The following is a 25,371-nucleotide window of genomic DNA, read 5'->3' as shown; positions in this document are numbered from 1 at the left end:
TTTTAAAAAATAAAGGGGATGACAAAAGATGAATATTATTGATGAATTAGAATGGCGCGGCGCCGTTAATCAGCAGACTGACGAAGAAGGCTTACGTAAGCTAGTAGAAGAGAAAAAGATTTCACTATACTGCGGAGTTGATCCAACTGGTGATAGTATGCATATCGGACATTTGATTCCGTTTATGATGATGAAGAGATTCCAATTAGCTGGCCATCATCCTGTTATTTTAATTGGCGGGGCAACAGGAACAATTGGTGATCCGAGTGGACGACAATCAGAGCGTCAGCTTCAAACGTTAGAAGTGGTTCAGCATAATGTAGATGCGTTAACAGCACAAATGAAAAAGCTATTTGATTTTGGTGGAAATAGCGAAGTGAAGATGGTAAATAACTATGATTGGACACATGAAATAAATATTATTGAGTTTTTACGTGATTACGGGAAAAACTTTAGCATCAATAGCATGTTAGCGAAGGATATTGTAGCAAGTCGTTTAGATACAGGTATTTCTTTCACAGAATTCACGTACCAAATTTTGCAAGCGATGGACTTCCATCATTTATACACGAAAGAGGATGTTCAACTTCAAATTGGTGGTAGTGACCAATGGGGAAATATTACGAGTGGTTTAGATTTAATTCGTAAGTTAGAAGGTCATGAGGCGAAAGTATTCGGATTAACGATTCCGTTATTATTAAAATCGGACGGTACGAAGTTTGGTAAATCAGCGGGTGGTGCGGTTTGGCTTGATCCTGAAAAAACGACACCGTTTGAATTTTACCAGTTCTGGGTAAATACAGATGACCGTGATGTAATTAAATACTTGAAATACTTTACGTTCTTAACGAAAGAGCGTATTGATGAATTAGCAGCGAAGGTAGAAACAGAGCCTCATAAACGTGAAGCGCAAAAAGTGTTAGCGGAAGAAATGACGAAATTTGTTCATGGAGAAGAGGCGTTCCTGCAAGCTGAGAAAATTACAGCAGCGTTATTTAGCGGAGATATTAAATCGTTAACAGCTGATGAAATTGAACAAGGCTTTAAAGAAATGCCAACATTCCAGGCTTCAAAAGAGACGAAAAACATCGTAGAGTGGCTAGTCGATTTAGGGATTGAACCGTCTAGACGACAAGCACGCGAGGACATTAATAATGGTGCGATTTCTATGAATGGTGAGAAAGTAACAGATGTGGGTACAGATGTTACTGTAGAAAATTCATTTGATGGAAGATTTATTATTATTCGTAAAGGGAAGAAGAACTACAGCCTTGTGAAATTAGGATAATAAGTAAGGCTGGAAAATATATCGGCGATTTTTCGAAATATATCAGCGAAAATCCGAATATATCAGCGATTTTCCCAATATATCAATTTACCGACAAAAAGCGACAATAAGAGCTGTTCCGAACGGGACAGCTTTTATTATAAAAAGTCAGTATATTTAGATAAATTTAAAGGGTATATAATTTTTTTGACGAATAAATAAGTTAGAGAAAATTACGGATAAAAAATAGCCCGAACCATGCAGGGCATGATTCGGGCTTATATTCAGATTAGTAAGCTAAGCTGAATAGACCTTTAATGTGTGATAAGTAACGAACGTTACTTGCTTCTTTCATTAATGATGCTGGTAAGCCTTTAAGTGGAGTATTGCTTGCTCCAATTGTAGCAACTGCATCTTTACGTCCTAGACTAGCAAGTGTTCCAGAGTTTACAGGTGCGAACTCTTCTAATGCTTTGCCTTCTAGTGCTGCGTATAAGTTGTATCCAATTAACTCACCCATTTGCCAAGCGATTTGTGCAGTTGGTGGGTATGGACGTCCGTCTGGAGCGAAGACAACAGCGCTGTCTCCAGCAACGAATACGTCTTTGTGAGAAGTAGATTGTAGGTATGCATCAACTGTTGCACGTCCACGGTTAACTTCAAGACCTGATTCACCGATTAATGGGTTACCTTGTACGCCGCCTGTCCAAACGAATGTGTTAGCAACAAGTTTTTGACCGTCTTTTAAGTCGATTTCATTGCCAGCAACGTTTGTTACAGGAAGACCAGTTAAGAATGTAACACCGCGTGCTTCTAGGCTAGTAGTTGCACGTTCGATTAAGTGGTCTGGTAATACTGGAAGGATTTTTGGACCTGCTTCAACAAGAAGAAGTTTCACTTCTTTTGGATTTACGCCGTGGCTTTTTGCAAGTTTAGGCATAATGTCAGCAAGCTCACCAACTAGCTCAACGCCAGTTAATCCGCCACCACCGATTACGATTGTAGCATCAGCTTCGTTTTTCGTTTTCGCGTATTCACGAATACGGTCTTCAACGTGTTTGTAGATTTTGTTTGCATCAGCAGCAGATTTTAATACCATGCTGTTTTCTTCTAGTCCTGGAATACCGAAGTAAGCAGTTTTACTTCCTAAAGCAACTACAAGTGCATCGTAAGATAAAGTAGTGCCACCAGCTAGTTTGATTTCTTTGCTATCAACTGAGAATGACTCAACTGTTGCGATTTTAAGATCGATGTCTTTCCCTTTGAAAAGCTTTGTAAGTGGCATTGCAACTGCTTGCTCAGACACGTTACCAGCTGCAAGGCGGTGTAGTTCAGTGATGATTTGGTGTGTTGGGTATTGGTTAATCACTGTAACTTGTGCTTCTGATTTGCTGTAATATTTACGTACGTTTAAAGCGGCAAGAAGACCGCCATAACCAGCGCCTAAGATGACAATTTGTTTTGACATAGTATGATATCCCCCGTCTTTACTAATTGTTGTTATAAGTTAAATTATTTATTGTTACGTTCTGCACTAATTTGAAGATATGCGTTCACAAAGCGGAACATTTTTTGTGCTTGTGGATCTTTTAGTAATTTTAACAGGCCGAATAGGCCGATAACTTCGTTGCTTTCTTCAGCACGATCTTTCGCTTCGATTGCAGTTGCAGCCATGCTTTTCACTGTATCTTTTACAGGTTCTACAAGCTCTGTAATTGCACCAACAGTGTCGCTTTTTAATACTTCATCAGTAGCAACAGTTTGAGCGAAGTCATAAGACTTAGTTAAAATGTTAACAAGCTCAGTTAATTTTGGAAGCTGTTCTACTAGTGTTGTTAATGATTCTTGTACCTCAGGTTTTAACAACTGATCAAGTACATCAAGTTGTCCTTGGCTAGCAGAAATTTGTACAGTTTCTTGTTCTGGCTTTGTTTGAGTCATAGTTTCTGGCATCTCCAATTCTCCTTTACGATAGCAATACTCTTATTTTTTATAAGTAAGATAGTAAACGTTTACGAAACTTTATACAAAGTTTCACAAAACACAATAAAATGCCTTTAAATTTATGACAGCAAGTAAGCTGCAAACATAAATCTAAAACCATAACGTCTTACCTATTATTTATGAACTGTCCGATACATGGCTTGTCCGCATAATGGAAAAGCTCCGTTACCGGAAAGTGTATATAATATATATCCTATATTATATACTATATACACCTATGTTAACATAAAAATGATTCCTAATTATTTGATATTGAGTGTATAACGTAGTGCTGACAAGGTATGAAAGCGTATAAAATATTTTGTTCCAGTTAGAAATGTATATACATATAAAGAAAAAAAGGAAAAAATGAACAAATTCATGTTCGTTTTTTCCTTTTTCCTATTATTCACCTTCTACAATTAGCATCGATGTGTTACCGCTTTTTTCAAGATGGCATTCGCCCCAAGTACAAAGAGAATCAAGAATGGACTCTAAAGACCAACCGTATTCTGTAAGTGAATATTCTACTTTTGGTGGTACTTGATTGTATACCTTTCTTTGAATAACCCCATCGTCTTCTAATTCACGTAATTGCTGAGTTAACATTTTTTGTGTAATCCCAGGCATTAAACGTTTTAGTTCACTCGTTCTTTTTGTGCCTTTCGTTAGATGACAAAGGATAACAACCTTCCATTTTCCACCGATAACCTCTAAAGTCGCTTCAACGGGAATATTGTATTTCTTCATATAAAAATCTCCTTTGATGAATGTAGATTTAAGTTCTCCAACAAAAGAAGCTAAATAATTAAATGTTACTAAAAAGTGCCTATAGCACTTTAAAGTACGTACTTTTTATCATGTTGAATATGTTCCATAATAGCATACGTAAGAGGGAAATGAGTAGTACGGTACTAAAAAGTGCCTATGTTACTTTTAGGTACCTATCGTACTTTTAAGTGCGTTCTTCAAAAAAAGAGTAAAGCCATTCATAATAGCGTATATCAACAGTAAAGTTATTTTTGTAGAAGATAAAAAGGCCTTTTTATCATACTATTATGATTGGATTTCTCGCATTAAGGAGGAGTTCAATTGAATTCATATACAGTATCTTCTTCGGTTATGCAGACGAATCGGAGAAGTATGTTTGCTTTATTAGCACTAGCAATTAGTGCGTTTGGAATTGGTACAACTGAATTTATTAGTGTCGGCTTATTACCATCTATCTCAGAGGATTTACATGTTTCTGTTACAACAGCGGGGTTAACTGTTTCTTTATATGCATTAGGAGTAGCGTTTGGTGCTCCAGTATTAACGTCATTAACAGCTAGTATGTCGCGAAAGACGTTATTAATGTGGATTATGATTATTTTCATTATTGGTAATGGAATTGCGGCGGTAGCAACAAGTTTTACTGTGTTACTTATTGCGAGGGTTGTATCTGCATTTGCGCATGGTGTTTTTATGTCAATTGGATCTACAATTGCGGCTGCGCTTGTACCTGAGAATAAACGTGCAAGTGCAATAGCATTTATGTTTACTGGTTTAACTGTTGCGACTATTACAGGTGTACCAATTGGAACATTTATCGGTCAACAATTTGGCTGGAGGGCCTCGTTTATTGTTATTGTGGCCATTGGAATCGTTGCTTTAATCGCCAATAGTATGCTAATTCCTTCTAATTTAAAAAAAGGTACGTCTGTATCATTTCGCGATCAATTTAAGCTGATTAAGAATGGAAGACTGTTACTTGTATTTATTATTACTGCATTAGGATACGGGGGAACGTTCGTAACATTTACGTATTTATCTCCGTTATTACAAGAAGTAACAGGATTTAAAGCAAGTACCGTTACAATTATTTTGTTAGTATACGGAATTGCAATTGCGATTGGGAATATGGTCGGGGGAAAATTATCAAATCATAATCCGATTCGAGCGTTATTTTACATGTTCTTTATTCAAGCGATTGTATTATTTGTTTTAACATTTACAGCGCCATTTAAAGTCGCTGGGTTCATCACAATTATTTTCATGGGACTATTCGCATTTATGAATGTTCCAGGGCTACAAGTGTATGTTGTTATATTAGCTGAGAGGTTTGTACCTAGCGCTGTTGATGTAGCATCGGCGATTAACATTGCAGCATTTAACGCAGGAATTGCTCTTGGTGCTTACTTGGGCGGTATTGTAACGAACTCGTTAGGATTAATTCATACGGCTTGGGTAGGTGGAATTATGGTAGTAGGTGCTGTTGTTTTAACTGCGTGGAGTATGACATTAGAAAAAAGAGATCAAGTAAAATAAAAGGAGAGAAAATAAAATGAAAAACTTACAAAGTAAAACAGTATTAAATAATGGTGTAGAAATGCCTTGGTTCGGTTTAGGTGTATTTAAAGTAGAGGATGGACCAGAACTTGTAGAAGCAGTGAAATCGGCGATTAAAGCAGGATACCGCAGCATTGATACAGCTGCAATTTACGGAAATGAAAAAGCTGTAGGTGAAGGAATTCGCGCAGGTATAAAAGAAGCAGGCATTTCTCGTGAAGATTTATTCATTACTTCAAAAGTGTGGAATTCGGATCAAGGATATGAAACGACACTTGCTGCATATGAAGAAAGCTTAAAAAAATTAGAGCTGGATTATTTAGATTTATACCTTGTTCATTGGCCTGTAGAAGGGAAATACAAAGATACGTGGAGAGCGTTAGAAACACTTTATAAAGAAAAACGCGTACGTGCAATTGGGGTAAGTAATTTCCAAATTCATCACTTACAAGATGTAATGAAAGATGCAGAAATTAAACCAATGATTAACCAAGTAGAATACCACCCTCGTTTAACACAAAAAGAATTACAAGCTTTCTGTAAAGAACAAGGTATTCAAATGGAAGCATGGTCACCATTAATGCAAGGTCAATTATTAGATAATGAAAAATTACAAGAAATTGCTGAGAAACACGGTAAAACAACAGCGCAAGTTATTTTACGTTGGGATCTTCAAAATGGAGTAATCACTATTCCAAAATCAACGAAAGAACACCGCATTATTGCAAATGCCGATATATTTAATTTCGAATTAACGAAAGAAGATATGGAAAAAATCGATGCGTTAAATCAAAATCACCGTGTTGGTCCAGATCCTGATAACTTCGATTTCTAAGATTAAAGTAAGAAAGAAGAGTGCGTAAAAGCACTCTTTTTTTGTGCATAAAAATAGTTTCTAAATAAATACTACTTAGTATTAAGTTTGTGATAAGGGGCTGTAAACATGAATATAAAGCAATCGTTCAAGATTTTAGCTATGTTTTTAAGTGTTTTATTTGTGTTATTCCCGCTTCAAAAAGCATTTGCAGAAGTTATGGACCATACAAAGTATGAAATGAATTGGAGTTATAGTAAGTCAAAGAAGAAACCAATTCGAACAGAGCTTATTAAAACCGCAGATGGCAAAATTGCTTTTTGCTTAAATGTAGATTTGAAATCTCCAAGCGGTCAAGATTTACCGGAAATGGGGAAAGTGGATATTAACGTATACCGTGTACTATTGAATGGATATCCACAAAAGAGTCCACAAGAATTAGGTGTTTCTGATTGGAGAGAAGCACATTACGCAACGCAGCTTGCAGTGTGGAATGCGTTAAAACAAATCGATATTAATGATTTAGATTTCCGCAATAAAAATGTAGAGAAAGTAACGAAAGACATCGTTGCAAAAGCAAGCGCTAGTGAAGAGTTACAAGAAATTACGATGAGTGTAACTCCTACAGAAGAACAAGAAGCAGTATTAAAAAATGATTTCTTTGAAACAGGTTTATATACAGTAGAAACAAATGCAAAAAGCGGAACGTATAAAGTGCAAGCAACAGGTGCACCAGCGGGCGTGAAATTTGCAAATGAAAAAGGCGAAACAAAAACAGAATTTAATGTAGGAGAAAAGTTCCGCATTTTAATTCCGAAACAAACACCAGCTGGTGGATTTAGCTTTAAAGTATCAGGAAATTTAACGAAATTACAAGGGATTGCGCATAAAGGTACACCGACTATTCAAAATGCAGTAGTATTACTTGAGCGTAGTGAAGAAAAAACAAGTCCAGAGTTAGCGGTAAGTTGGAAAAAGGCTGAGGCTCCAAATAAACCAAATAAGCCATATACTCCAAATGAACCGCATAAACCGAATCAAAAGAGATAATGAAAAAGCATTGGCATATGCCAATGCTTTTTCATATGAATTCTTTAAAGGTATATCAAGATAATAATTAATCGAGTGAAACACTATTTTAACGTTTTAAAAAGTATTTAAAAATAATAAAATGTGACAAAATCTAAACGTTACAATAAATGGATTTTATTCACGAAATTGTAACATTATTCTAATTAGAGAGGCTATCAAACAAAGTGTAAAGCGTGTAAAATTCATTTGGAAAAACTACCTATAGATGGTCATATATGAAGAAAATGTAAGTTTTTATTGTTATTTTTATTTTTAGATGTATAGATGACAATACTGAAAAATATCTTTTACTATTCTCTTTTTTATGTAGCAAGAGAACTCATCACAAATAGAGAGAAGTGAGGAGGGCATATTACATAAAAATTTTACAATGTAAGAAAGCGAATGCATGGAGAGAAATGCGGTAGTAATAGATGCAGGTGCGCGAGGTGTTAGTCCATTCATCAAATGTTTTTATAGAAATAATAGGATTACTTATTAGATGAATATATAGGGTAGTTTATCTAAATAAAGGAACAGGGGACACAGATTATGTCGAAGAAAAAGACGAGTAGGGTATTAGTAGCTGGAATATGTATATCTACATTATTATCGCCAGTAGCTTTCGAAGCATCGAAAGGATATGCAGCACCTTTGGAAGAAAATAAAGGTGGGAAATTAGAAGAGGTAAAAGAGAATAAGTTTGAGCAGAGAGTATTTCAGTTGCCGGGGAAAGGTAGCGTAGAAGAAGAAAATAATCGTCTAAGAGTTACTTGGAAACTTTCCGCTAATGAACCGACTGGAATTTATGCAGAGCCAAATGAAGAGATTACAATTGACATAAAAGGGACGCAGTCTATCCAAGCTTTTATTGGAACGAGATCTTATGATGAAAAGGACCCAGAGGAGTTTAATTTAAAACCAGGGAAAAATGTTATTTCATCTTCAAGAGGCGGTATTTTATATTTTTATAATATGAATAACGAAGGAGAAGTAACAGCTTCCGTTACAAATGGTGGTAGTCACTTTCCTTTATTTATTTTAGGTAAGCATACAAAAAAAGATTGGGATGAAATGTTAAAAAAATATAAGGATCCTTATGCAGTTGAATTAAAAGGTGAGAGAAGCTTAATTACTACTACTTACGATTCTGTGCAGAAATATATGAAGAATACGGATCCAACAGATTTAATGAAATTGCATGATAAGATTATCCGTTTAGAAAACGCAGTGGCAGGATTATCTGAGGACAGTGTTGGGGTTGCAAAATCTCCAACTCATTATGTTCAGTTTGTTGAAAAACGGAAGCCTGCTAAAGGGGACTTTATGTTTGCAAAACATTATCATACAGGATATATTCCAACTGCAATGAATAGAGTTTTAGATATAGAGGTACTTGAGAAGGATGGATGGGGACCGTGGCATGAAGTTGGTCATTTACATCAGCAAGAACCGTGGAAGTGGTCTAAAGTAAGGGAAGTAACAGTAAATATTTACTCATTAGCTGTTCAAAAGGCGTTAGGGAATCAATTAGAAATGGATGAGCACTATAAAAACTCATTTGAGTATTTAGAGAAGCCTAAAGCAGAAAGATTCATTGATGACATTAATCCTCTTACAATGTTTTGGCAATTAAATGTAGTGTATGGAGAACATTTTTATCCTAGGTTACATCAAGCTTATCGTTTGTTACCTCAGAGTGAAATGCCTCATTCTGATGAAGAGAAAAAGCAGCTATTTATTTATATGACATCGCAAGTGGCAGGGCAAAATTTAATTCCTTTCTTTGAGGAATGGGGATTAACACCAAATGATGATATTAGAGAGAAAATAGAAAAATCAAAGTTACCTAAATTAGAAAAGGAAATCTGGAAAGCTACAGATAGTAATGATATTCGTGAGAAGCAAGTTGAACCGTATAAGGTTCCATATGGTGAACCTGCTAATGAAGTACAAAATCTTTTAGTTGGTACAGATTCTGACGAGAATGAAGCAAGTAAACTTGTTCGAAATTTAGGTGAGAATGTAAAAGTAACAGGAAAGATTGTATGGCCTAAACTAGAGAATGGTAAACAGGAAGTGTTAGTAGAAATTGGGGATGAGAAAGGAAATAAAAATTCAATTCCTGTCCAAGTTAACGGATTTTATGATGACAGTATAGTTTTTCAAGGACTTTCAGATGATGTAATGTCGACAGTGACACTTCACCACAATAAGAAGAAATTAAATGTAAACTTTACTAATAATGAAATACATTACCGCTTTGAAAAAGAAGAATATATGGGCTTAACGCTATATGATCGAAATGGGATTGAAAAGAAACGCGTATCTGCAGAAGGACAAGAAACGGGAAAAAGATTTGCGATGGAACTAAATGAATTGGATTTTGAATATGGTGATGTAGTAAAAGTATTCCATGCAGAACCGGATCGTCTGAAGTGGTACCAAAATAATACACTTGTAGATCAAGGGAAGGCTAAAAATAAAAAAGAGAAATTATTCCAAATCACTGAGCAAGGGTTCGAATTAAAAGATAGTTTACAAGAAGTGACGGCGAAACCGCAAAAAGTAGTAGTCGGAATGGATGTAGACAAACTAGATCCGAAAGAATTTGTACAAGTAAAAAATGGAGAAGTGGTTGGTTTTGCAGAAAAACCAAATACATCAAAAATCGGAGAACAAAAAGTAAAAGTAGAAACGAAAGATCGATTTGGAAATAAGAAAGTGACAGAAGTTCCTCTAACAGTAACATATGGAGATAGCCTACTTGTATATGGGCTAAGCTATAGAGATGGTGACTTAAAATCAATTGTAACTTTGCATCATGATACGAAAAAACTGAGTGCGACAGATACAAAGAACCTAATTCATGATTACTTTAAAGATGAAAAGTATTTTGAATTCACATTGTACGATAAAGAAGGAAGAGTGAAGAAAAATATAGCAGTAAAAGGTTTAGAGAATACGCAAGAATTTGCTAAGGAAGTAAATGGAATTGCATTTGAGTATGGAGATGTAGTGAAAGTATATCATGCGGAATCTTCTCGTTTACATTGGTATCAAAAAGATGTATATGTGGGCGAAGGAAAAAGTAAAGAGATAAAGGAATTAGTCTTCAAAATAACTGAAAATGGATTTGAAAGATTAGACGGTGAGCAAACAGTAAAAGCAAATCCGCAGCAAGTAGTAATCGGAACAAATAGCGAAACGCTAGACGTGAAGAACTTTGTTGAAGTACAGGGTGGAGAAGTAGTAGGTTTTGTAGGGAAAATAGATATGACAAAAATTGGTCAGCAAACAGTGAAAGTAGAAACGAAAGATCGTTTTGGAAATAAGAAAGTGACGGAAGTTCCTGTAGAAGTGACATATGGGGATAGTCTAGTCTATCAAGGTGTGTCCGATGTTACACGTTCAATTATTACGTTAAACCACGCTGAAAAGAAATTACATGCAACATTTACAAATGATGAGATTCATTATCGCTTTGTAAATGAACAGTATATAGGCCTTACGATTTATGATCAAAATGGAACTGAGAAAAAGCATGTAACCGCAGAAGGACAAGAAACTTCGCAGAATTTTGCAGAACAAGTAAATGGTATGGCGTTCGAGTATGGTGACGTATTGAATGTGTATCATGCCGAGTCAGATCGTTTAAGTTGGTATAAAAAGAGTGAGTTAGTTGGAAAAGGAGATAAGAAAAAGTTTAAAGAAATTTCCTTTAAGATTACTCCAAATGGTTTAGAGCAAGTGCAATAATAAGAAAAAGCTCGTAAAACATTATGTTTTACGAGCTTTTTTATTATTCAGCTTCAGAAACTACTGTGAAGCGTTCGTTTACATGTTTTGGGTTTTCAATCTCATCAAGTGCTGCAACTGCGAAGTCTTCGTAACTTACGTAGCTATCACCTTTTGAGTTAACAAGAAGATTGTCTTTGCCAGCTTTGTAAGAACCAGTGCGTTTTCCTAATGCGAATAGTGCAGAAGGGCTGATGAATGTCCAAGTGATATCATTTGTTTGTTGTAAAATTTCTAAGTTTTTACCTTGGTTTTGGGCTGTTGCAAGATATTCTTTCGGGAAACCTGGTGTCTCAAATACACGTGTTGTTTTCTCTTCGTCTACAAATAAGCTTCCAGCGCCTCCAACTACAAGTAATTTTGTATTTGGTGCGCCTTTCATAGCTTCAATAAGTACGTTTCCTGCATCTACGTGAAGGTGTTCTTCGCCTGCTGGAGCACCGAATGCATTTACAACTACGTCAAATGCCTGCAGGTCGTTAGATGTAAGAGAGAATACATCTTTCTCTAAAACTTTTACGTTTTCTTCTGTAATTTTTGTAGCGTTTCTTACGATTGCAGTTACTTCATGTCCGCGATCCAATGCTTCTTTTAAAATACGACTTCCTGCTTTACCAGTTGCTCCGATAATTCCGATTTTCATAATAAATCCCTCCAAAGTGTTTTGTTAAAGTGTATATCTGAAAGTAAATGAATTTGTTGTAATTAGGTTTGTTACAACCTGTTGTAATCATTATAGTTACAGGTTGGTATTTTTGTCAATAGGGTTGTTTGTGAATTTATTTTTTGTTTTAGTATGCACAGTTAGAGGGAGGGTAGTCAGTCATAAAGATATTGTTACTGTGAACCTGGCTAATATTTGGAAATTGCAAATTGTCGAAAAATGTTGATTTTTGAATGTTTTTTAAATATAATTCGTTTTATGGAGAAAAGGAGGGGTTAATTGTATGAATATTTTAGAGCAATTTATTTCATCAACAAATACAATTCTTTGGTCATATATTCTTATTGCAATGTTAATTGGTTTAGGGCTTTATTTTTCTATTAAATTGAAATTCGTACAAATTACTCATTTAGGGGAAATGATTCGTTTAATGAGTGATGGGTTAACTGGAAAGACACGTAAAAAAGGCAGTGTATCTTCTTTCCAAGCATTTTGTATGAGTTCTGCAGCTCGTATTGGTATCGGTAACTTAGCTGGTGTAGCGTTAGCTATTTCTATGGGAGGACCTGGAGCAGTATTTTGGATGTGGGTTATTGCGATTATCGGGGCTTCTTCAAGTTTCGTAGAAAGTACGCTTGCACAAATTTATAAAATAAAAGATGGCAGTGGCTTCCGTGGTGGTCCTGCTTATTATATGGAAAAAGGTTTAAATAAACGTTGGATGGGGATTTGGTTCTCTATTCTGATTACAATTAGTTACGGTTTAATTTTCAACTCAGTACAAGCAAACACAGTTACATTAGCGTTTAAAAATGCATTTGGTATTGAGCGTTACGTTGTTGGGATTGTATTAGCAGTATTAGTTGCGGTTATTATTTTTGGTGGTGTAAAAAGTATTGCACGTATGTCGGAAATGATTGTTCCGCCAATGGCAATTCTTTATATTGCGGTAGCGATTTTCGTTGTTATTAAAAACTTCTATTTACTACCAGATGTGTTTACAGAAATCTTTAAAGGTGCATTTGGTTTAGATTCAGCTGTAGGCGGTGGTATCGGTGCTGCGATGAAATATGGTATTCAGCGCGGATTATTTGCGAACGAAGCAGGTATGGGTAGTGCGCCGAACGCGGCAGCAACAGCTGATGTAACGCATCCAGCCAAACAAGGTTTTATTCAAACAATCGGGGTTTTAGTAGATACATTCTTAGTATGTACATCAACAGCATTTATCGTACTATGTTCTGGTGCATATAAAGCAACGAATTTAGAAGGTATTGAACTAACACAAAATGCATTAAGCTCACAAATTGGCCCATGGGCGAGCAGTTTCTTAGCGATTATTATTTTCTTATTCGCTTTCAGTTCACTTCTAGGAAACTACTACTATGGTGAAACAAATATTGAATTTATTAAGCAAAGCAAAACGTGGTTAACAATTTACCGTATTGCGGTAGTTGGAATGGTATTATTCGGTTCTGTTGCGACGCTTCAAGTTGTATGGAATATGGCAGACTTATTTATGGGTCTAATGGTAATAACGAACTTAATTGCGATTACACTTCTTGGCCGATTTGCGTACGCGGCATTAACAGACTATGTAAGGCAAAAGAAACAAGGGAAAGATCCAGTCTTCAGTGCAGATTCTATTCCTGGTTTAACGAATACAGAGTGCTGGGATAAGCCAGTGGTAACAGATAAAGAAAAAGCAGTGTAATTGAAAAGGCGAGCATCGAGGTAAATTTGATGCTCGCCTTTTTTGTTGTAGTAAATGATGAAAAGGGTGAGGGGTAATTATTAATATAACTTTTTTGTTTGTTCCTCTCGTTATTTGTGGGGAACGTACTGTTTTAAAAGTATGGCTGGGCGAAGAGGATAAGAGATTGAGTATTGGATAAATGCATGTAATAGCTATATTTTTATGAAAAAAACAAGCATGTTAATATAGTTAACGTATTCATGTCAAGAAACCTAACATAAAGTTCTTGATTACTAAAAGTTTTTAGAATATAATTTTCTTATTGTTAGGAAGAGGGGGCAATGCAAATATGGATTTTTTAGCTAGGGTAATTGGGGATGTAAATAATATCCTTTGGTCATATGTCATTATTGCGATGTTAATTGGGTTAGGGCTCTATTTTTCATTTCGTGTGAAATTTGTCCAAGTTCGTTACTTCGGTGAAATGATTCGATTACTTGGGGATGGAGCAAGCTCGAAAACGAGAAAAGCGCAAAAAGAGAAGAGTGGCGTATCATCATTCCAAGCATTTTGTATGAGTACAGCTTCTCGTGTAGGTACTGGTAACTTAGCTGGTGTAGCTATCGCAATCTCAGCGGGTGGTCCAGGAGCAGTATTTTGGATGTGGTTAATCGCGGTAATTGGGGGTGCTTCTGCATTTGTAGAGAGCACATTAGCGCAAATTTATAAAGTGAAAGATGGGAATGCATTCCGTGGGGGCCCAGCGTATTATATGGAAAAGGGTTTAAATAAACGCTGGTTAGGTGTTGTGTTCTCTGTTCTAATAACAGTAAGTTTCGGATTGATTTTTAATGCTGTACAGTCTAATACTGTAGCGGCAGCTTTTGATGGGGCATTCAAAACAGATAGTAGATTAGTCGGTCTTGTTATGGCTGGTTTACTTGCAGTTATTATTTTCGGTGGAGTAAAACGAATTGCACGCGCGGTTGAAATGATTGTTCCAGTAATGGCAATTATTTATGTAGCAGTGGCATTATTCGTTGTCGTAACAAACATTACGTCAATTCCATATGTATTTAAAGAAATTTTCTTACATGCTTTCGGAATTAAAGAAGTAGTAGGCGGAGGATTAGGAGCTGCGATTTTATTAGGGGTAAAACGTGGGTTATTCTCAAATGAAGCAGGTATGGGTAGTGCGCCGAACGCAGCAGCGACTGCAAACGTAACGCATCCAGTTAAACAAGGTTTTATTCAAACTTTAGGGGTATTTACAGATACATTATTAATTTGTAGTTGTACAGCATTTATTATTCTTTTATCAGATGTGCATAATGCAGCTGATTTAAATGGAATTCAATTAACGCAGCAGGCGTTAAGTCAACATATCGGTCCATGGGCTTCTATATTTGTAGCAGTTGCAATCTTCTTGTTTGCATTTAGTTCATTAGTAGGTAACTACTACTATGGTGAAACAAATATTGAATTCTTAAATGGAAGTAAAGTGCTATTAACAGCGTACCGCATTGCTGTACTTGGTATGGTTATGTTAGGATCTGTAGCGACAATTCAAATCGTTTGGGATGTAGCAGATTTATTCATGGGTATTATGGCTGTTATTAACTTAGTGGCGATTGTATTCCTCTCTAAGTATGCTTTTGCGGCATTATCAGATTACGTAAAGCAAAAGAAACAAGGGAAAGATCCGGTATTCTATGCGGATTCTATTCCAGGTTTGAAAAATACAGAGTGCTGGGATAAGTCAGCAGTAGCTGATAAAGAAAAAGCAGTATAATGAGGTGAGCATCAAGTGAAACTTGATGCTCATTTTTTGTTTTATCCAGTTGTTTATAGATGGTAAAAGACGAACATTTATGAGCATTTCATAATTAAATGTAATTTTTTAAAGAAAAGTGCGGATATGAGTTGTGATTTATGTTAGAATGGAAAATGCCTTTGAAACAAGAGTTTTTATGACATTTCCTATCCAATCGAAGGTTACGGAGGAGAAATGGAAAGTTCGGATTATTTCTTGTTTTGAATGGTCAGACGTTCAACGTTAATGAAGAGTTAAATGGAGGATTTTATTAATGAAGTTTGTTATGTTCCTTGTAGGATTACTCGTTGTATTTGTACTCGGTTTTCTTATAAGTGCCGATCGAAAGAAGATTAAGTATAAACCAATCGCAATTATGCTTATTATTCAGCTAGCATTATCTTATTTCTTATTAAATACGCAAGTTGGTTATATTTTAGTAAAAGGAATTTCAGATGGATTTGGCGCACTTCTTGGATATGCGGAAGCTGGAATCGTTTTCGTATTTGGTGGTCTTGTTAATAAAGGAGAGGTTTCATTCTTCTTAACAGCGCTATTACCAATCGTATTCTTTGCGGTTTTAATCGGAATTCTGCAACACTTTAAAATTTTACCGATATTTATTCGTGCTATTGGTACGTTGTTAAGTAAAGTAAATGGTCTAGGAAAACTAGAATCATATAATGCAGTAGCAGCTGCCATTGTTGGACAAGCAGAAGTATTTATTACAGTAAAAGATCAATTAAGTAAAATCCCAAAACATCGTTTATATACATTATGTGCATCTTCTATGTCGACAGTGTCGATGTCAATCGTTGGTTCTTATATGAAAATGATCGAACCGAAATATGTAGTAACAGCACTTGTATTAAATTTATTTAGTGGTTTCATTATCATTCATATTATTAACCCGTACGATATTACAGAAGAAGAAGATACACTGAAATTAGAAAATAAGAAAAAACAATCATTCTTTGAAATGCTAAGCGAGTACATTATGCTTGGTTTCACGATTGCGATTACAGTAGCAGCTATGTTACTTGGTTTCGTAGCATTAATTACAGCAATTAATAGCTTGTTTGATTCAATGTTCGGTATTACATTCCAAGCTATTTTAGGATATATTTTCTCACCATTAGCATTCGTAATGGGTATCCCGCAAGCTGAGATGGTAACAGCGGGACAAATTATGGCAACAAAATTAGTATCAAACGAGTTTGTTGCGATGCTTGATCTTGGAAAAGTAGCTGGTGATTTATCGGCTCGTACAGTTGGTATCCTTTCTGTATTCCTTGTATCATTTGCGAACTTCTCATCTATCGGAATTATCGCAGGTGCAACGAAAGGTATCGATGAAAATCAATCAAATGTTGTGTCATCATTTGGTCTACGCCTTGTGTACGGTGCGACATTAGTAAGTATTCTATCAGCGATTATCGTTGGTGTTATGTTATAAAAAAAGATGGCTCTAGCTCATAGCTAGGGCTATTTTTATGGTAAATTTGCATGAAAAAACCAATTAATTAGGAATATATTAACATATAAAAATCTTTTAAAATTTATATTGCATTTCGTCTAGATAACGCTTACAATTTGATTTGTAGGTGGTATCAATTTCAGACTTTCAATTATGGTAGGAGAGAAGAAGCTACCTTTTATAAATTGCAATTTATGTAAACGCTTACTGATTTTAGATGACAGTTGAATAGTTTTAGGGGTTTTAAATTTTTTAACAACAATGGTCAGACGTCATTCGTTATACGTTATACGACCAATAACTCGTGGGAGAAGTGGAGGATTCACATATGAAGTTCGTAATGTTTCTAGTCGGTTTACTTGTAGTGTTTGTACTAGGTTTCCTTATCAGTTCAGATCGTAAGAAAATTAAATATAAACCAATTGCACTTATGCTTGTCATTCAATTGGTACTTGCGTATTTCTTACTAAATACAAAGGTCGGATTCGTATTAGTAAAAGGAATCGCAGATGGATTTGGCGCCATTTTAAAATTTGCGGAAGCTGGGGTTAATTTCGTATTTGGTGGTCTAGCAAACGATGGACAAGCACCATTCTTCTTAACAGTATTATTACCGATTATTTTCTTAGCAGTATTAATCGGGATTCTGCAACATATTAAAGTTTTACCGATTATCATTCGTGCAGTCGGTTTCCTATTAAGTAAAGTTAACGGTTTAGGAAAACTAGAATCATATAATGCGGTAGCAGCTGCAATCGTTGGTCAAGGGGAAGTATTCATTACGGTAAAAGATCAACTAAGCAAATTACCGAAAAATCGCTTATACACACTTTGTGCATCTTCAATGTCTACAGTATCGATGTCAATCGTCGGTTCTTATATGAAAATGATTGATCCAAAATATGTAGTAACAGCACTTGTATTAAACTTATTCAGTGGATTCATTATCGTTCATATCATTAATCCATATGAAGTAAAAGAAGAAGACGATATTTTAGAATTACAAGAAGACAAGAAACAAACATTCTTTGAAATGTTAGGCGAATATATTATGCTTGGTTTCTCTATCGCTGTAACAGTAGCGGCGATGTTAATCGGTTTCGTAGCATTAATTACAGCAATTAACGGTGTATTCGATTCAATTTTCGGAATCACATTCCAAAGCATTTTAGGATACATCTTCTCACCATTAGCATTTGTAATGGGTATTCCAACATCAGAGATGCTACAAGCAGGACAAATTATGGCAACAAAATTAGTAACGAACGAATTCGTTGCAATGCTTGACCTTGGAAAAGTAGCTGGTGATTTATCAGCTCGTACAGTAGGTATTTTATCTATCTTCCTTGTATCATTTGCGAACTTCTCATCTATCGGAATTATCGCAGGTGCAACGAAGAGTATCGATGGCAAACAAGCAAACGTTGTATCATCATTCGGTTTAAAACTTGTATACGGTGCAACATTAGTAAGTATATTATCAGCGATTATCGTTGGGGTTATGCTTTAATAAATTAAGAAAAGCAATGAGCGTAGGCTCATTGCTTTTTTTGTTTAACTTGCTTTATCCAAGTCTCTTTTAAAACGTGGTTTCTCTAAATAAGTTCCCAGTCTCCACACATATTCCACTGGCCCCATTCGGTATTTCTGGAGCCAATAGGTGCTAACGAATAATTGAATCGTATAAATTCCGATGGTTAAAAGAATACCGAAGAAATAGCCGATTTTCCCGTATAAGCCAAATCCATATGCGTAAAAAATAGTTGTTGCGATAATAGATTGCGCTAAGTAATTACTAACGGACATTTTCCCCATGTTCGCCATGTATGTTAGTAGACGGGTTGCTTTTTTGTAATGGAATAATAAAATGATTGTGCTTCCGTAAAAGAAGGTCATAGTTACTGGTGTAAGGCCATCTTGTAACATAATTAAAAGCGGGTGCTTTACGAACATAGCTAAGATTTTAATTGTAAAAGAAAAGAGACCGGTGGCAAACCATATTTTTTTGACAGCAGGTATATGTTTATTGACCTCAAATAGCCAGCCTTTTTTCCCTACATACATTCCGAGTAGAAACAGTGGAGACATAAAAATTATTGCGAAAACTGATATGAAAAATAATCCGAATGCACCGTCAATTCCCATGTAATCAAAAGGATTTTCAGTCAATCTAAAGTTGACGTGATCCATATAGCTTCCAGTTTGATGGACTTTATGTTCTTTTTCAGTATAAGGTGCAAAATCATTTATATTTGTAGATGGATCAGTTTGATAAGACATAAGTGTAATAAGTGCGAGTAGAATAATCGCCCAAATGAGCAAAGTTTTCGGTTTTCGATTGATGAACATCATTAAGAAAATCCCAATTATTCCGTATGCAAATAAAATATCTCCCTCCCAAACAAAAGTGCCGTGAATGTAGCCGAGTAGTAAAAGAATGATAATACGTCTTATGTATGTGGGGAAGAATTTTTTTCCTTTTGCGATAATACTTTTTTGTAACAAAATAATGCTAAGTCCAAATAGAAAAGAAAATAGGGATATAAAGTTATGTGTGCCGAAGAATTGAATAAACCAATTAGCGCCTTTATCAAGATCGCCGAATAGATAAGTTGGTTTTTCACTGGTGAAGAAACCGAATTGAATTAATGTCATATTGACTAGTAAAATGCCAAACAAAGCGAAACCACGAATTGCATCAACAGCTTCTACACGTTGATTCATTTTTCCTCTCCTCGTATATTCGTTTTTATATTGAAAATAATACCATTTTATAGCTGGCACTATGTCAAATATGAGGAAATTTAAGGTGATTTTAAGATAGAGAGCAAACAAAAAAATCACCTTAATTCATGTATTAAGGTGATTGAAATATTATTCAGCTGGAGGCGTAAATGTACGTTTCTCTAATTCAGCATCTAGCATAAACAGTGCGTTTGAATCGCTTGTAATACGTTTTAATTTTTGAATGATGCTATCGAATGAAGCTTCTTCTTCAACTTGTTCGTCAACGAACCATTTTAAGAATGTAATTGTTGCATGTTCACGCTCGTCCCAAGCGATATCAGATAAGTTGTAAATACGTTTCGTTACTTCACGCTCGTGCTCAAGTGCGACTTCAAAAGCGTTTAATACAGATTCGTATTCGTTATTTGGATTATCAAATCCAGTAATAATAGCGCGTTCTCCGCGGTCATTAATATAGTTGTAAAGCTTCATTGCGTGGAAACGTTCTTCTTCAGCTTGTACAAGGAAAAAGTTAGCGAATCCATCATAGCTCTCAGCTGTACAGTAAGCAGCCATTGCCATATAAGCATGGGCAGAGTAAAATTCAAAGTTCATTTGTTCATTTAATGCTTCGTGCAATTTTTTTGATAACATAAAATCCCCCTTAGTATTGTGACAATAATATTATACCATAATTGATAATATTCTCATTTAGATACTTCGAACCTTTTCGAAAGCTTTGTGACGTGTGCATCCATAATGTCTTGTAAGTCTAAATCATATTTTTGCGAAAGAATAATAAGGTTAGATAGTACATCGCCAAGTTCTTCTTTTAGTTCTTGTTTTAGCTCTTCTTCTGTTTTCGCATCTTCATCAGGGCGATCGCGGCCAATTTCAATAGCACGAACGACTCGTGAAACTTCCCCAACTTCCTCGGTTAAGAAATTTAAGCGAATAAAGGCATTATACTGTGACCAGCTTCGTTTTTCGTAAAATTCCTCAACCCATCTTTGAAATGCAACGATATCCATTTCTTCCTCATCTCCTCAATATGTTGTACAATGTTCATTGTATCATAACAATATATAGTTTCGGGGTGTAGGGATGAGAAAGATTTGTGTGTTTGCAGGTTCTAATTTAGGGGAGAGACCAGAATTTAAAGAGCAGGCAATTCAGTTAGGTAAAATGTTTGTTGAGAACGACTATGAGCTCGTATACGGTGGTTCATGTGTCGGATTAATGGGAGAAGTAGCAAACGAAGTTCTTCGTTTAGGTGGACGTGTAACAGGTGTTATGCCGCGCGGTCTATTCCGAGGAGAAATTGTGCATACAGGATTAACAGAATTAATTGAAGTAGAGACGATGCACGAACGTAAAGCTAAAATGGCAGAGCTTGCAGATGCTTTTATTGCGCTTCCAGGTGGATACGGAACGTTTGAAGAACTATTTGAAGTTGTATGTTGGTCACAAATTGGTATACATAATAAGCCGGTTGGTTTATTAAACATAAAAGGTTTTTACGGACCAATTTTGCAAATGGTTGAACGTGCAGCAGAAGAAGGATTTATGAATCCATCAAATAAAGAATTGATTGTTTCAGCAGAGACAGCAGATAAACTGATTCATGCAATCCAAAATTATGAGCGTCCTGTTTTGGGAACGAAGTGGAAGCAACTATCATAGCAAATACGGAAACACATGTCGTTTTAATTTAAGATGGCATGTGTTTTTAATTTGGTTAAATATGTTAATGTTTAGATGTAATGTTTTTGGGAAAGGAGAAATAGATGGAGGAGTTCGTATATTTACGTCCGGTTTTTAAAAGTATTTTAGCAGCGTCTATTCTTGTTATGCTAATTGTTTTGAGACAGAAGAAAGAGTTGATTAATGAATTTTCGCTTTGGTTTATTTCGGTATTATGTATCGGTGTTTCCGCGATAACGTTGTTTATGTCTGGATTTATCGTTGATGAGTATAATCTAGGTGGAGATCCACAATCGTTTTGTATGTTTATTGCGATTGGTTGTATTAGTGGTCTGAATTTCATTATTTATTACAGAAGGCAATAAAAAGAGGCATTCCGTATTACTTTGGAATGCCTTTATTATTTTGATTGCTTTGTTTTTTATACAGGTACCAGCCACCCCAGCCGCCACCAATTGCTACGACAACGAGGAAAGCATAGTCCTTAACCTCGACACGTATATTGAAAATATTAGCTATAAGTAAGAGAATCCCAACTGTTATTAACGCAAAAAATGCTCTAATTAAGTAGTCTTTCAACTGAACCACTCCCGTCATTTAAGTAGTAAATGATGAATTTGGAAAAGCTTTTTGGGTCTATGATACTAAAGGGTGTTTCCTATATTTTAACATAGATGAGATTGTAATATATTGATAAAAGTAGGGGAGAGGGGTGTGTTAATATTGTCGTGATTTGTCGATAAGTCGATATAATTGAAAAATCGCTGATATATTGGATGGAATCGCCGATATAATTGGAAAATCGCTGATATGTTGGGGGGAATCGCCGATATATTGGAAAAATCGCTGATATAAATTTCATGTATCAGCATGCGCGATCAATCTATAGAAAAAAGCGACTCTGAACGAGCCGCTTCCGCTTTAAAGTAATATCCAGCTCTAGCGGCTAGAATCTCCGGTCATTTCGCTCTCTCGCTCGAAGCAAAAAGCGCTTCAAGGTCGAGAGCTTGAAGTGCCCTGCGATTCTGAGCAAGCCGCTTCCGCTTTTAAGTGATATCCAGCTCCAGCGGCTAGAACAGTCGGTTGTTTCACTCCTTCATTCGAGGCAAAAAGCGCCTCGTAATCAGGAGTTCCAACACCCTCCTGTTCTGAACGAGCCGCTTCCGCTTTTAATGATATCCAGCTCCGGTAGCTAGAATGTTCGGTGGCTTCGCTTTTTCCTGCGAGGCAAAGAGCGCCTCTACGTCAAAAGCTCCATCCCCCTCACATTCTGAGCAAGCTACCTCCGCTTTTAGGTGATATCCAGCTCCAGCGGCTAGAATCTCCGGTCATTTCGCTCTCTCGCTCGAAGCAAAAAGCGCTTCAAGGTCGAGAGCTCCAATGCCCTGCGATTCTGAGCAAGCCGCTTCCGCTTTTAATTATTATTGATTCAAGAACGCACGTAGCATCCAAGCGTGTTTTTCTAGTTCTGTGTAGATGCCTAGTAGTAGGTCAGATGTCATTTCATCGTCAGAGTCTTGAGCGATTTCCATGCCTTTTTTCAGTTCGACTAGCATCATTTCGTAGTCTTTCATGATTGCTTCGACCATCCCTTCTGCAGTTTCTCCGTATGCTGCTTCTTGAATAGAAGATAGTTCTAAGTATTCTTTCATTGTTGCTACTGGTTTGCCGCCAATTGCTAAAATACGTTCTGCAATTTCATCGATGTGAGTAGCTGATTCTGTGTAAAGTTCTTCGAATTTCTCGTGTAATGTGAAGAATTGAGGTCCTTTTACGTACCAATGGAAGTTGTGAAGTTTTGTGAATAAAACGCTCCAGTCTGCTACTTGTTTGTTTAATACTTCGATTACTTGTTTGTTCATTATGATCAATCTCCTTTTGAGTTGTTATGTGATATCAATTACTAATTTATAATAATTATAATCTAGTAATCTCTATAAATCAACCCTTTTGCTGGAATTAATTTGAACAAATTATGAACTGTTGTAAATAAAAGGCCCTATTACGGTGAAGTAATAGGGCCTTTGTTTGAGGTATGGCTCTTGTTCTAAACGAGCCGCTTGTGCTTTTAATGATATCCAGCTCCGGTGACTAGACCAGTCGGTCATTTCGCGCCTTCCTGTGAGGCAAAGAACGCCTCTTCGTCAGGAGCTCCAATGCCCTCCTGTTCTGAGCAAGTCACCTCCGCTTTTAATTGATATCCAGCTCCAGCGGCTAGAATCTCCGGTCATTTCGCTCTCTCGCTCGAAGCAAAAAGCTCTTCAAGGTCGAGAGCTTGAAGTGTCCTGCGATTCTGAACGAGCCGCTTCCGCTTTTATTTGTTAAACAGCCTTTTGTTTTTCTTCTACATCTTGCCCATCCCAGCACTCTGTATTCTTTAAGCCAGGGATAGAGTTTGCAACGAAGACAGGATCTTTTCCTTGTTTCTTTTGCTTCAAATAGTCTACTAATGCAGCGTAAGCAAATTTGCTAAGGAATGAGATGGCAATTAAGTTTGTGAATACCATTAGTCCCATGAATAAATCAGCTAAACTCCAAACTGTTTTAAGAGCAGCGATTGATCCGAAGAATACCATTCCGACAACTGCAACACGATAAATCATTAACCATGTTTTACTTTCTTTAATGAATGCGATATTTGTTTCACCATAATAGTAGTTTCCTAGAAGTGAACTGAAAGCGAATAGGAAAATAATAATCGCTAAGAAAGTGCTTGCCCACGGTCCAATTTGTGAACTTAATGCGTTTTGTGTTAATTCGATACCTTCTAAATTTGATCCTTTGTAAAGTCCAGAACATAATACGATAAATGCTGTTGATGTACATACTAAGAATGTATCTACGAAAACGCCTAACGCTTGAACAAGCCCTTGTTTTACAGGGTGAGATACATCAGATGTTGCGGCTGCATTAGGAGAACTACCCATTCCCGCTTCTGTAGCGAATAAACCGCGCTGAATTCCGAACTTGATTGCTGCTCCAATACCACCAGCGATGGCTTGGTCTAAACCGAATGCACCGTTAAAGATTTCCATGAAAATGCTTGGTAACATACTGAAGTTGTTAATAACGACAAAAATAGCCACGCCGATATAAACGATTGCCATTGGCGGAACAATCATTTCTGTAATACGTGAAATGCTCTTAATGCCACCAAAAATAATAACTGCAACTAATAAGGCTAATAGAGCTCCTACGATTGTTCGCTCTAGTCCAAAAGCATTTTCAAACGCTATTGTTACTGTATTTGCTTGCACTGAATTGAAAATTAATCCGTACGCAACTGTAATAAGAAGTGAAAACCAGACGCCCATCCAGCGTTTGTTTAACCCTTTTTCCATGTAATATGCTGGTCCACCACGGAACCTACTTCCATCTTTTACTTTATAAATTTGCGCAAGTGTACATTCTACAAAACTAGTAGCTGCTCCGATAATTGCGATAAACCACATCCAAAATATTGCGCCAGGTCCACCCATTGAAATTGCTAATGCTACACCAGCTAAGTTTCCGATACCGATACGTGCTGCTGCACTTAAGCAAAATGCTTGGAATGGTGAGATGCTATCTTTCTTTTTTTCTTTTCGATTAAACCCTTTACTAATTAAGCTGACCATCTCACTGAAATGAGTAATTTGGACAAATTTTAATTTAAAAGAGAAGTAAAGACCGAAGCCGATTAGCATTGCAATAAGAATATATGACCATAAAATATTATTCGTTACCTCAAGGAATCTGCTAAAGATATCAACCATATAATACACTTCCTTTTTTTCGTAATAAGAAAATTATATGCAAAAAATATACGAGAATCAATTTTTCTAAAAAATTATGTTACTTAAAACATTTTTGTGTTATGATTATGTTACATCGTAATATTTTTAGAATTATTTACATTTTAAAAAACTAAATTTAAAGCGAGAAGGTGGGGATAATTTGAAAGAAGATTCTTTATGGAAAGTAAGCCTTGAGAGTTTGAAAATGAGAAGTAATATATTTTTTATCATTACATCTTTAAGTATCTTTTTA

21 protein-coding genes are annotated in these 25,371 nt (G+C 36.1%); 11 read left to right on the top strand and 10 right to left on the bottom strand.

Annotated elements, in window-relative coordinates; all coding sequences use genetic code 11:
- The first annotated feature begins 28 nt into the window (after window positions 1-28).
- A complete protein-coding gene (gene tyrS, locus AB6801_RS12980; RefSeq protein ID WP_001021092.1) occupies window positions 29-1,288 on the top strand; it encodes a tyrosine--tRNA ligase in 1,260 nt (419 codons plus the stop codon).
- A 268-nt stretch (window positions 1,289-1,556) separates the two neighbouring features.
- On the opposite strand, the gene AB6801_RS12975 is transcribed toward tyrS, so the two are convergent.
- The 3 genes from AB6801_RS12975 to AB6801_RS12965 all read right to left on the bottom strand — a co-directional run bounded on the left by AB6801_RS12975 (window position 1,557) and on the right by AB6801_RS12965 (window position 4,000).
- Window positions 1,557-2,735: an NAD(P)/FAD-dependent oxidoreductase gene (locus AB6801_RS12975; RefSeq protein ID WP_000043203.1), complete on the bottom strand. Its 1,179-nt coding sequence runs from the start codon at window positions 2,733-2,735 to the stop codon at window positions 1,557-1,559.
- Between the two features lie 44 nt (window positions 2,736-2,779).
- Entirely contained in the window at window positions 2,780-3,220 is a 441-nt protein-coding gene (locus tag AB6801_RS12970; protein WP_001115311.1) for a DUF1641 domain-containing protein, read from the bottom strand.
- Window positions 3,221-3,655: 435 nt separating this feature from the next.
- Window positions 3,656-4,000 (bottom strand): winged helix-turn-helix transcriptional regulator, encoded by a 345-nt coding sequence (locus tag AB6801_RS12965; protein ID WP_000760475.1) that lies wholly within the window; start codon window positions 3,998-4,000, stop codon window positions 3,656-3,658.
- 372 nt (window positions 4,001-4,372) lie between these two features.
- Here AB6801_RS12965 and AB6801_RS12960 point away from each other — a divergent pair, with 372 nt between their 5' ends.
- The 4 genes from AB6801_RS12960 to AB6801_RS12945 all read left to right on the top strand — a co-directional run bounded on the left by AB6801_RS12960 (window position 4,373) and on the right by AB6801_RS12945 (window position 11,222).
- A complete protein-coding gene (locus tag AB6801_RS12960) occupies window positions 4,373-5,557 on the top strand; it encodes an MFS transporter (protein WP_165851662.1) in 1,185 nt (394 codons plus the stop codon).
- Window positions 5,558-5,573: 16 nt separating this feature from the next.
- Entirely contained in the window at window positions 5,574-6,413 is an 840-nt protein-coding gene (locus tag AB6801_RS12955; RefSeq protein WP_000793548.1) for an aldo/keto reductase, read from the top strand.
- A 108-nt stretch (window positions 6,414-6,521) separates the two neighbouring features.
- Window positions 6,522-7,442, top strand: coding sequence for a thioester domain-containing protein (locus AB6801_RS12950; protein ID WP_001022514.1), 921 nt, complete (start codon window positions 6,522-6,524; stop codon window positions 7,440-7,442).
- Window positions 7,443-8,015: 573 nt separating this feature from the next.
- A complete protein-coding gene (locus AB6801_RS12945; protein WP_141530642.1) occupies window positions 8,016-11,222 on the top strand; it encodes a putative mucin/carbohydrate-binding domain-containing protein in 3,207 nt (1,068 codons plus the stop codon).
- A 43-nt stretch (window positions 11,223-11,265) separates the two neighbouring features.
- Here the strand turns inward: AB6801_RS12945 and AB6801_RS12940 are convergent, their stop codons facing one another.
- On the bottom strand, window positions 11,266-11,904 hold the full coding sequence (locus tag AB6801_RS12940; protein WP_097998970.1) for an NAD(P)-dependent oxidoreductase: 639 nt from the start codon (window positions 11,902-11,904) through the stop codon (window positions 11,266-11,268).
- 304 nt (window positions 11,905-12,208) lie between these two features.
- Between AB6801_RS12940 and AB6801_RS12935 the strand changes: the two genes are divergently transcribed.
- The 4 genes from AB6801_RS12935 (at window position 12,209) to AB6801_RS12920 (ending at window position 18,421) form a co-directional block, all read left to right on the top strand.
- Entirely contained in the window at window positions 12,209-13,639 is a 1,431-nt protein-coding gene (locus AB6801_RS12935) for an alanine/glycine:cation symporter family protein (protein ID WP_087948316.1), read from the top strand.
- Window positions 13,640-13,970: 331 nt separating this feature from the next.
- Window positions 13,971-15,413, top strand: a complete 1,443-nt coding sequence (locus AB6801_RS12930) for an alanine/glycine:cation symporter family protein (RefSeq protein WP_000346417.1) — start codon at window positions 13,971-13,973, stop codon at window positions 15,411-15,413.
- Between the two features lie 295 nt (window positions 15,414-15,708).
- Entirely contained in the window at window positions 15,709-16,890 is a 1,182-nt protein-coding gene (locus tag AB6801_RS12925) for a NupC/NupG family nucleoside CNT transporter (protein WP_000673839.1), read from the top strand.
- A gap of 349 nt (window positions 16,891-17,239) precedes the next feature.
- Window positions 17,240-18,421: a NupC/NupG family nucleoside CNT transporter gene (locus AB6801_RS12920; protein WP_000673874.1), complete on the top strand. Its 1,182-nt coding sequence runs from the start codon at window positions 17,240-17,242 to the stop codon at window positions 18,419-18,421.
- 44 nt (window positions 18,422-18,465) lie between these two features.
- Here AB6801_RS12920 and AB6801_RS12915 read toward each other — a convergent pair whose 3' ends face one another.
- From AB6801_RS12915 to AB6801_RS12905, 3 genes are all read right to left on the bottom strand, one after another.
- Window positions 18,466-19,635, bottom strand: a complete 1,170-nt coding sequence (locus AB6801_RS12915; protein WP_016110912.1) for a DUF418 domain-containing protein — start codon at window positions 19,633-19,635, stop codon at window positions 18,466-18,468.
- Window positions 19,636-19,785: 150 nt separating this feature from the next.
- The gene (locus AB6801_RS12910; protein WP_097998971.1) at window positions 19,786-20,292 is read right to left on the bottom strand and encodes a ferritin; all 507 of its coding nucleotides are present in this window, start codon (window positions 20,290-20,292) and stop codon (window positions 19,786-19,788) included.
- A 53-nt stretch (window positions 20,293-20,345) separates the two neighbouring features.
- Complete coding sequence (locus AB6801_RS12905; RefSeq protein ID WP_000355749.1) at window positions 20,346-20,669, bottom strand: MazG nucleotide pyrophosphohydrolase domain-containing protein; 324 nt, start codon at window positions 20,667-20,669, stop codon at window positions 20,346-20,348.
- A 73-nt stretch (window positions 20,670-20,742) separates the two neighbouring features.
- On the opposite strand from AB6801_RS12905, the gene AB6801_RS12900 reads away from it, so the two are divergent.
- Both AB6801_RS12900 and AB6801_RS12895 read left to right on the top strand, forming a co-directional pair.
- A complete protein-coding gene (locus AB6801_RS12900; protein WP_001225751.1) occupies window positions 20,743-21,321 on the top strand; it encodes an LOG family protein in 579 nt (192 codons plus the stop codon).
- Between the two features lie 104 nt (window positions 21,322-21,425).
- A complete protein-coding gene (locus tag AB6801_RS12895) occupies window positions 21,426-21,707 on the top strand; it encodes a hypothetical protein (RefSeq protein WP_000390910.1) in 282 nt (93 codons plus the stop codon).
- Window positions 21,708-21,723: 16 nt separating this feature from the next.
- Here AB6801_RS12895 and AB6801_RS12890 read toward each other — a convergent pair whose 3' ends face one another.
- The 3 genes from AB6801_RS12890 to AB6801_RS12880 all read right to left on the bottom strand — a co-directional run bounded on the left by AB6801_RS12890 (window position 21,724) and on the right by AB6801_RS12880 (window position 25,097).
- Window positions 21,724-21,921 carry a hypothetical protein gene (locus AB6801_RS12890; RefSeq protein ID WP_000656313.1) on the bottom strand — a complete coding sequence of 66 codons (198 nt, stop codon included), beginning with the start codon at window positions 21,919-21,921 and terminating at the stop codon, window positions 21,724-21,726.
- Window positions 21,922-22,763: 842 nt separating this feature from the next.
- Window positions 22,764-23,204, bottom strand: coding sequence for a Dps family protein (locus AB6801_RS12885; RefSeq protein WP_001041895.1), 441 nt, complete (start codon window positions 23,202-23,204; stop codon window positions 22,764-22,766).
- Between the two features lie 459 nt (window positions 23,205-23,663).
- The gene (locus tag AB6801_RS12880; protein ID WP_000227591.1) at window positions 23,664-25,097 is read right to left on the bottom strand and encodes an alanine/glycine:cation symporter family protein; all 1,434 of its coding nucleotides are present in this window, start codon (window positions 25,095-25,097) and stop codon (window positions 23,664-23,666) included.
- Window positions 25,098-25,371 lie beyond the last annotated feature (274 nt).

Origin of the sequence: Bacillus sp. RCC_6_1 (assembly GCF_041360755.1) — a bacterium.
In the GTDB taxonomy this organism is placed as follows: Bacteria; Bacillota; Bacilli; order Bacillales; family Bacillaceae_G; genus Bacillus_A; species Bacillus_A cereus.
This window is presented reverse-complemented; position numbering and strand designations above follow the sequence as displayed.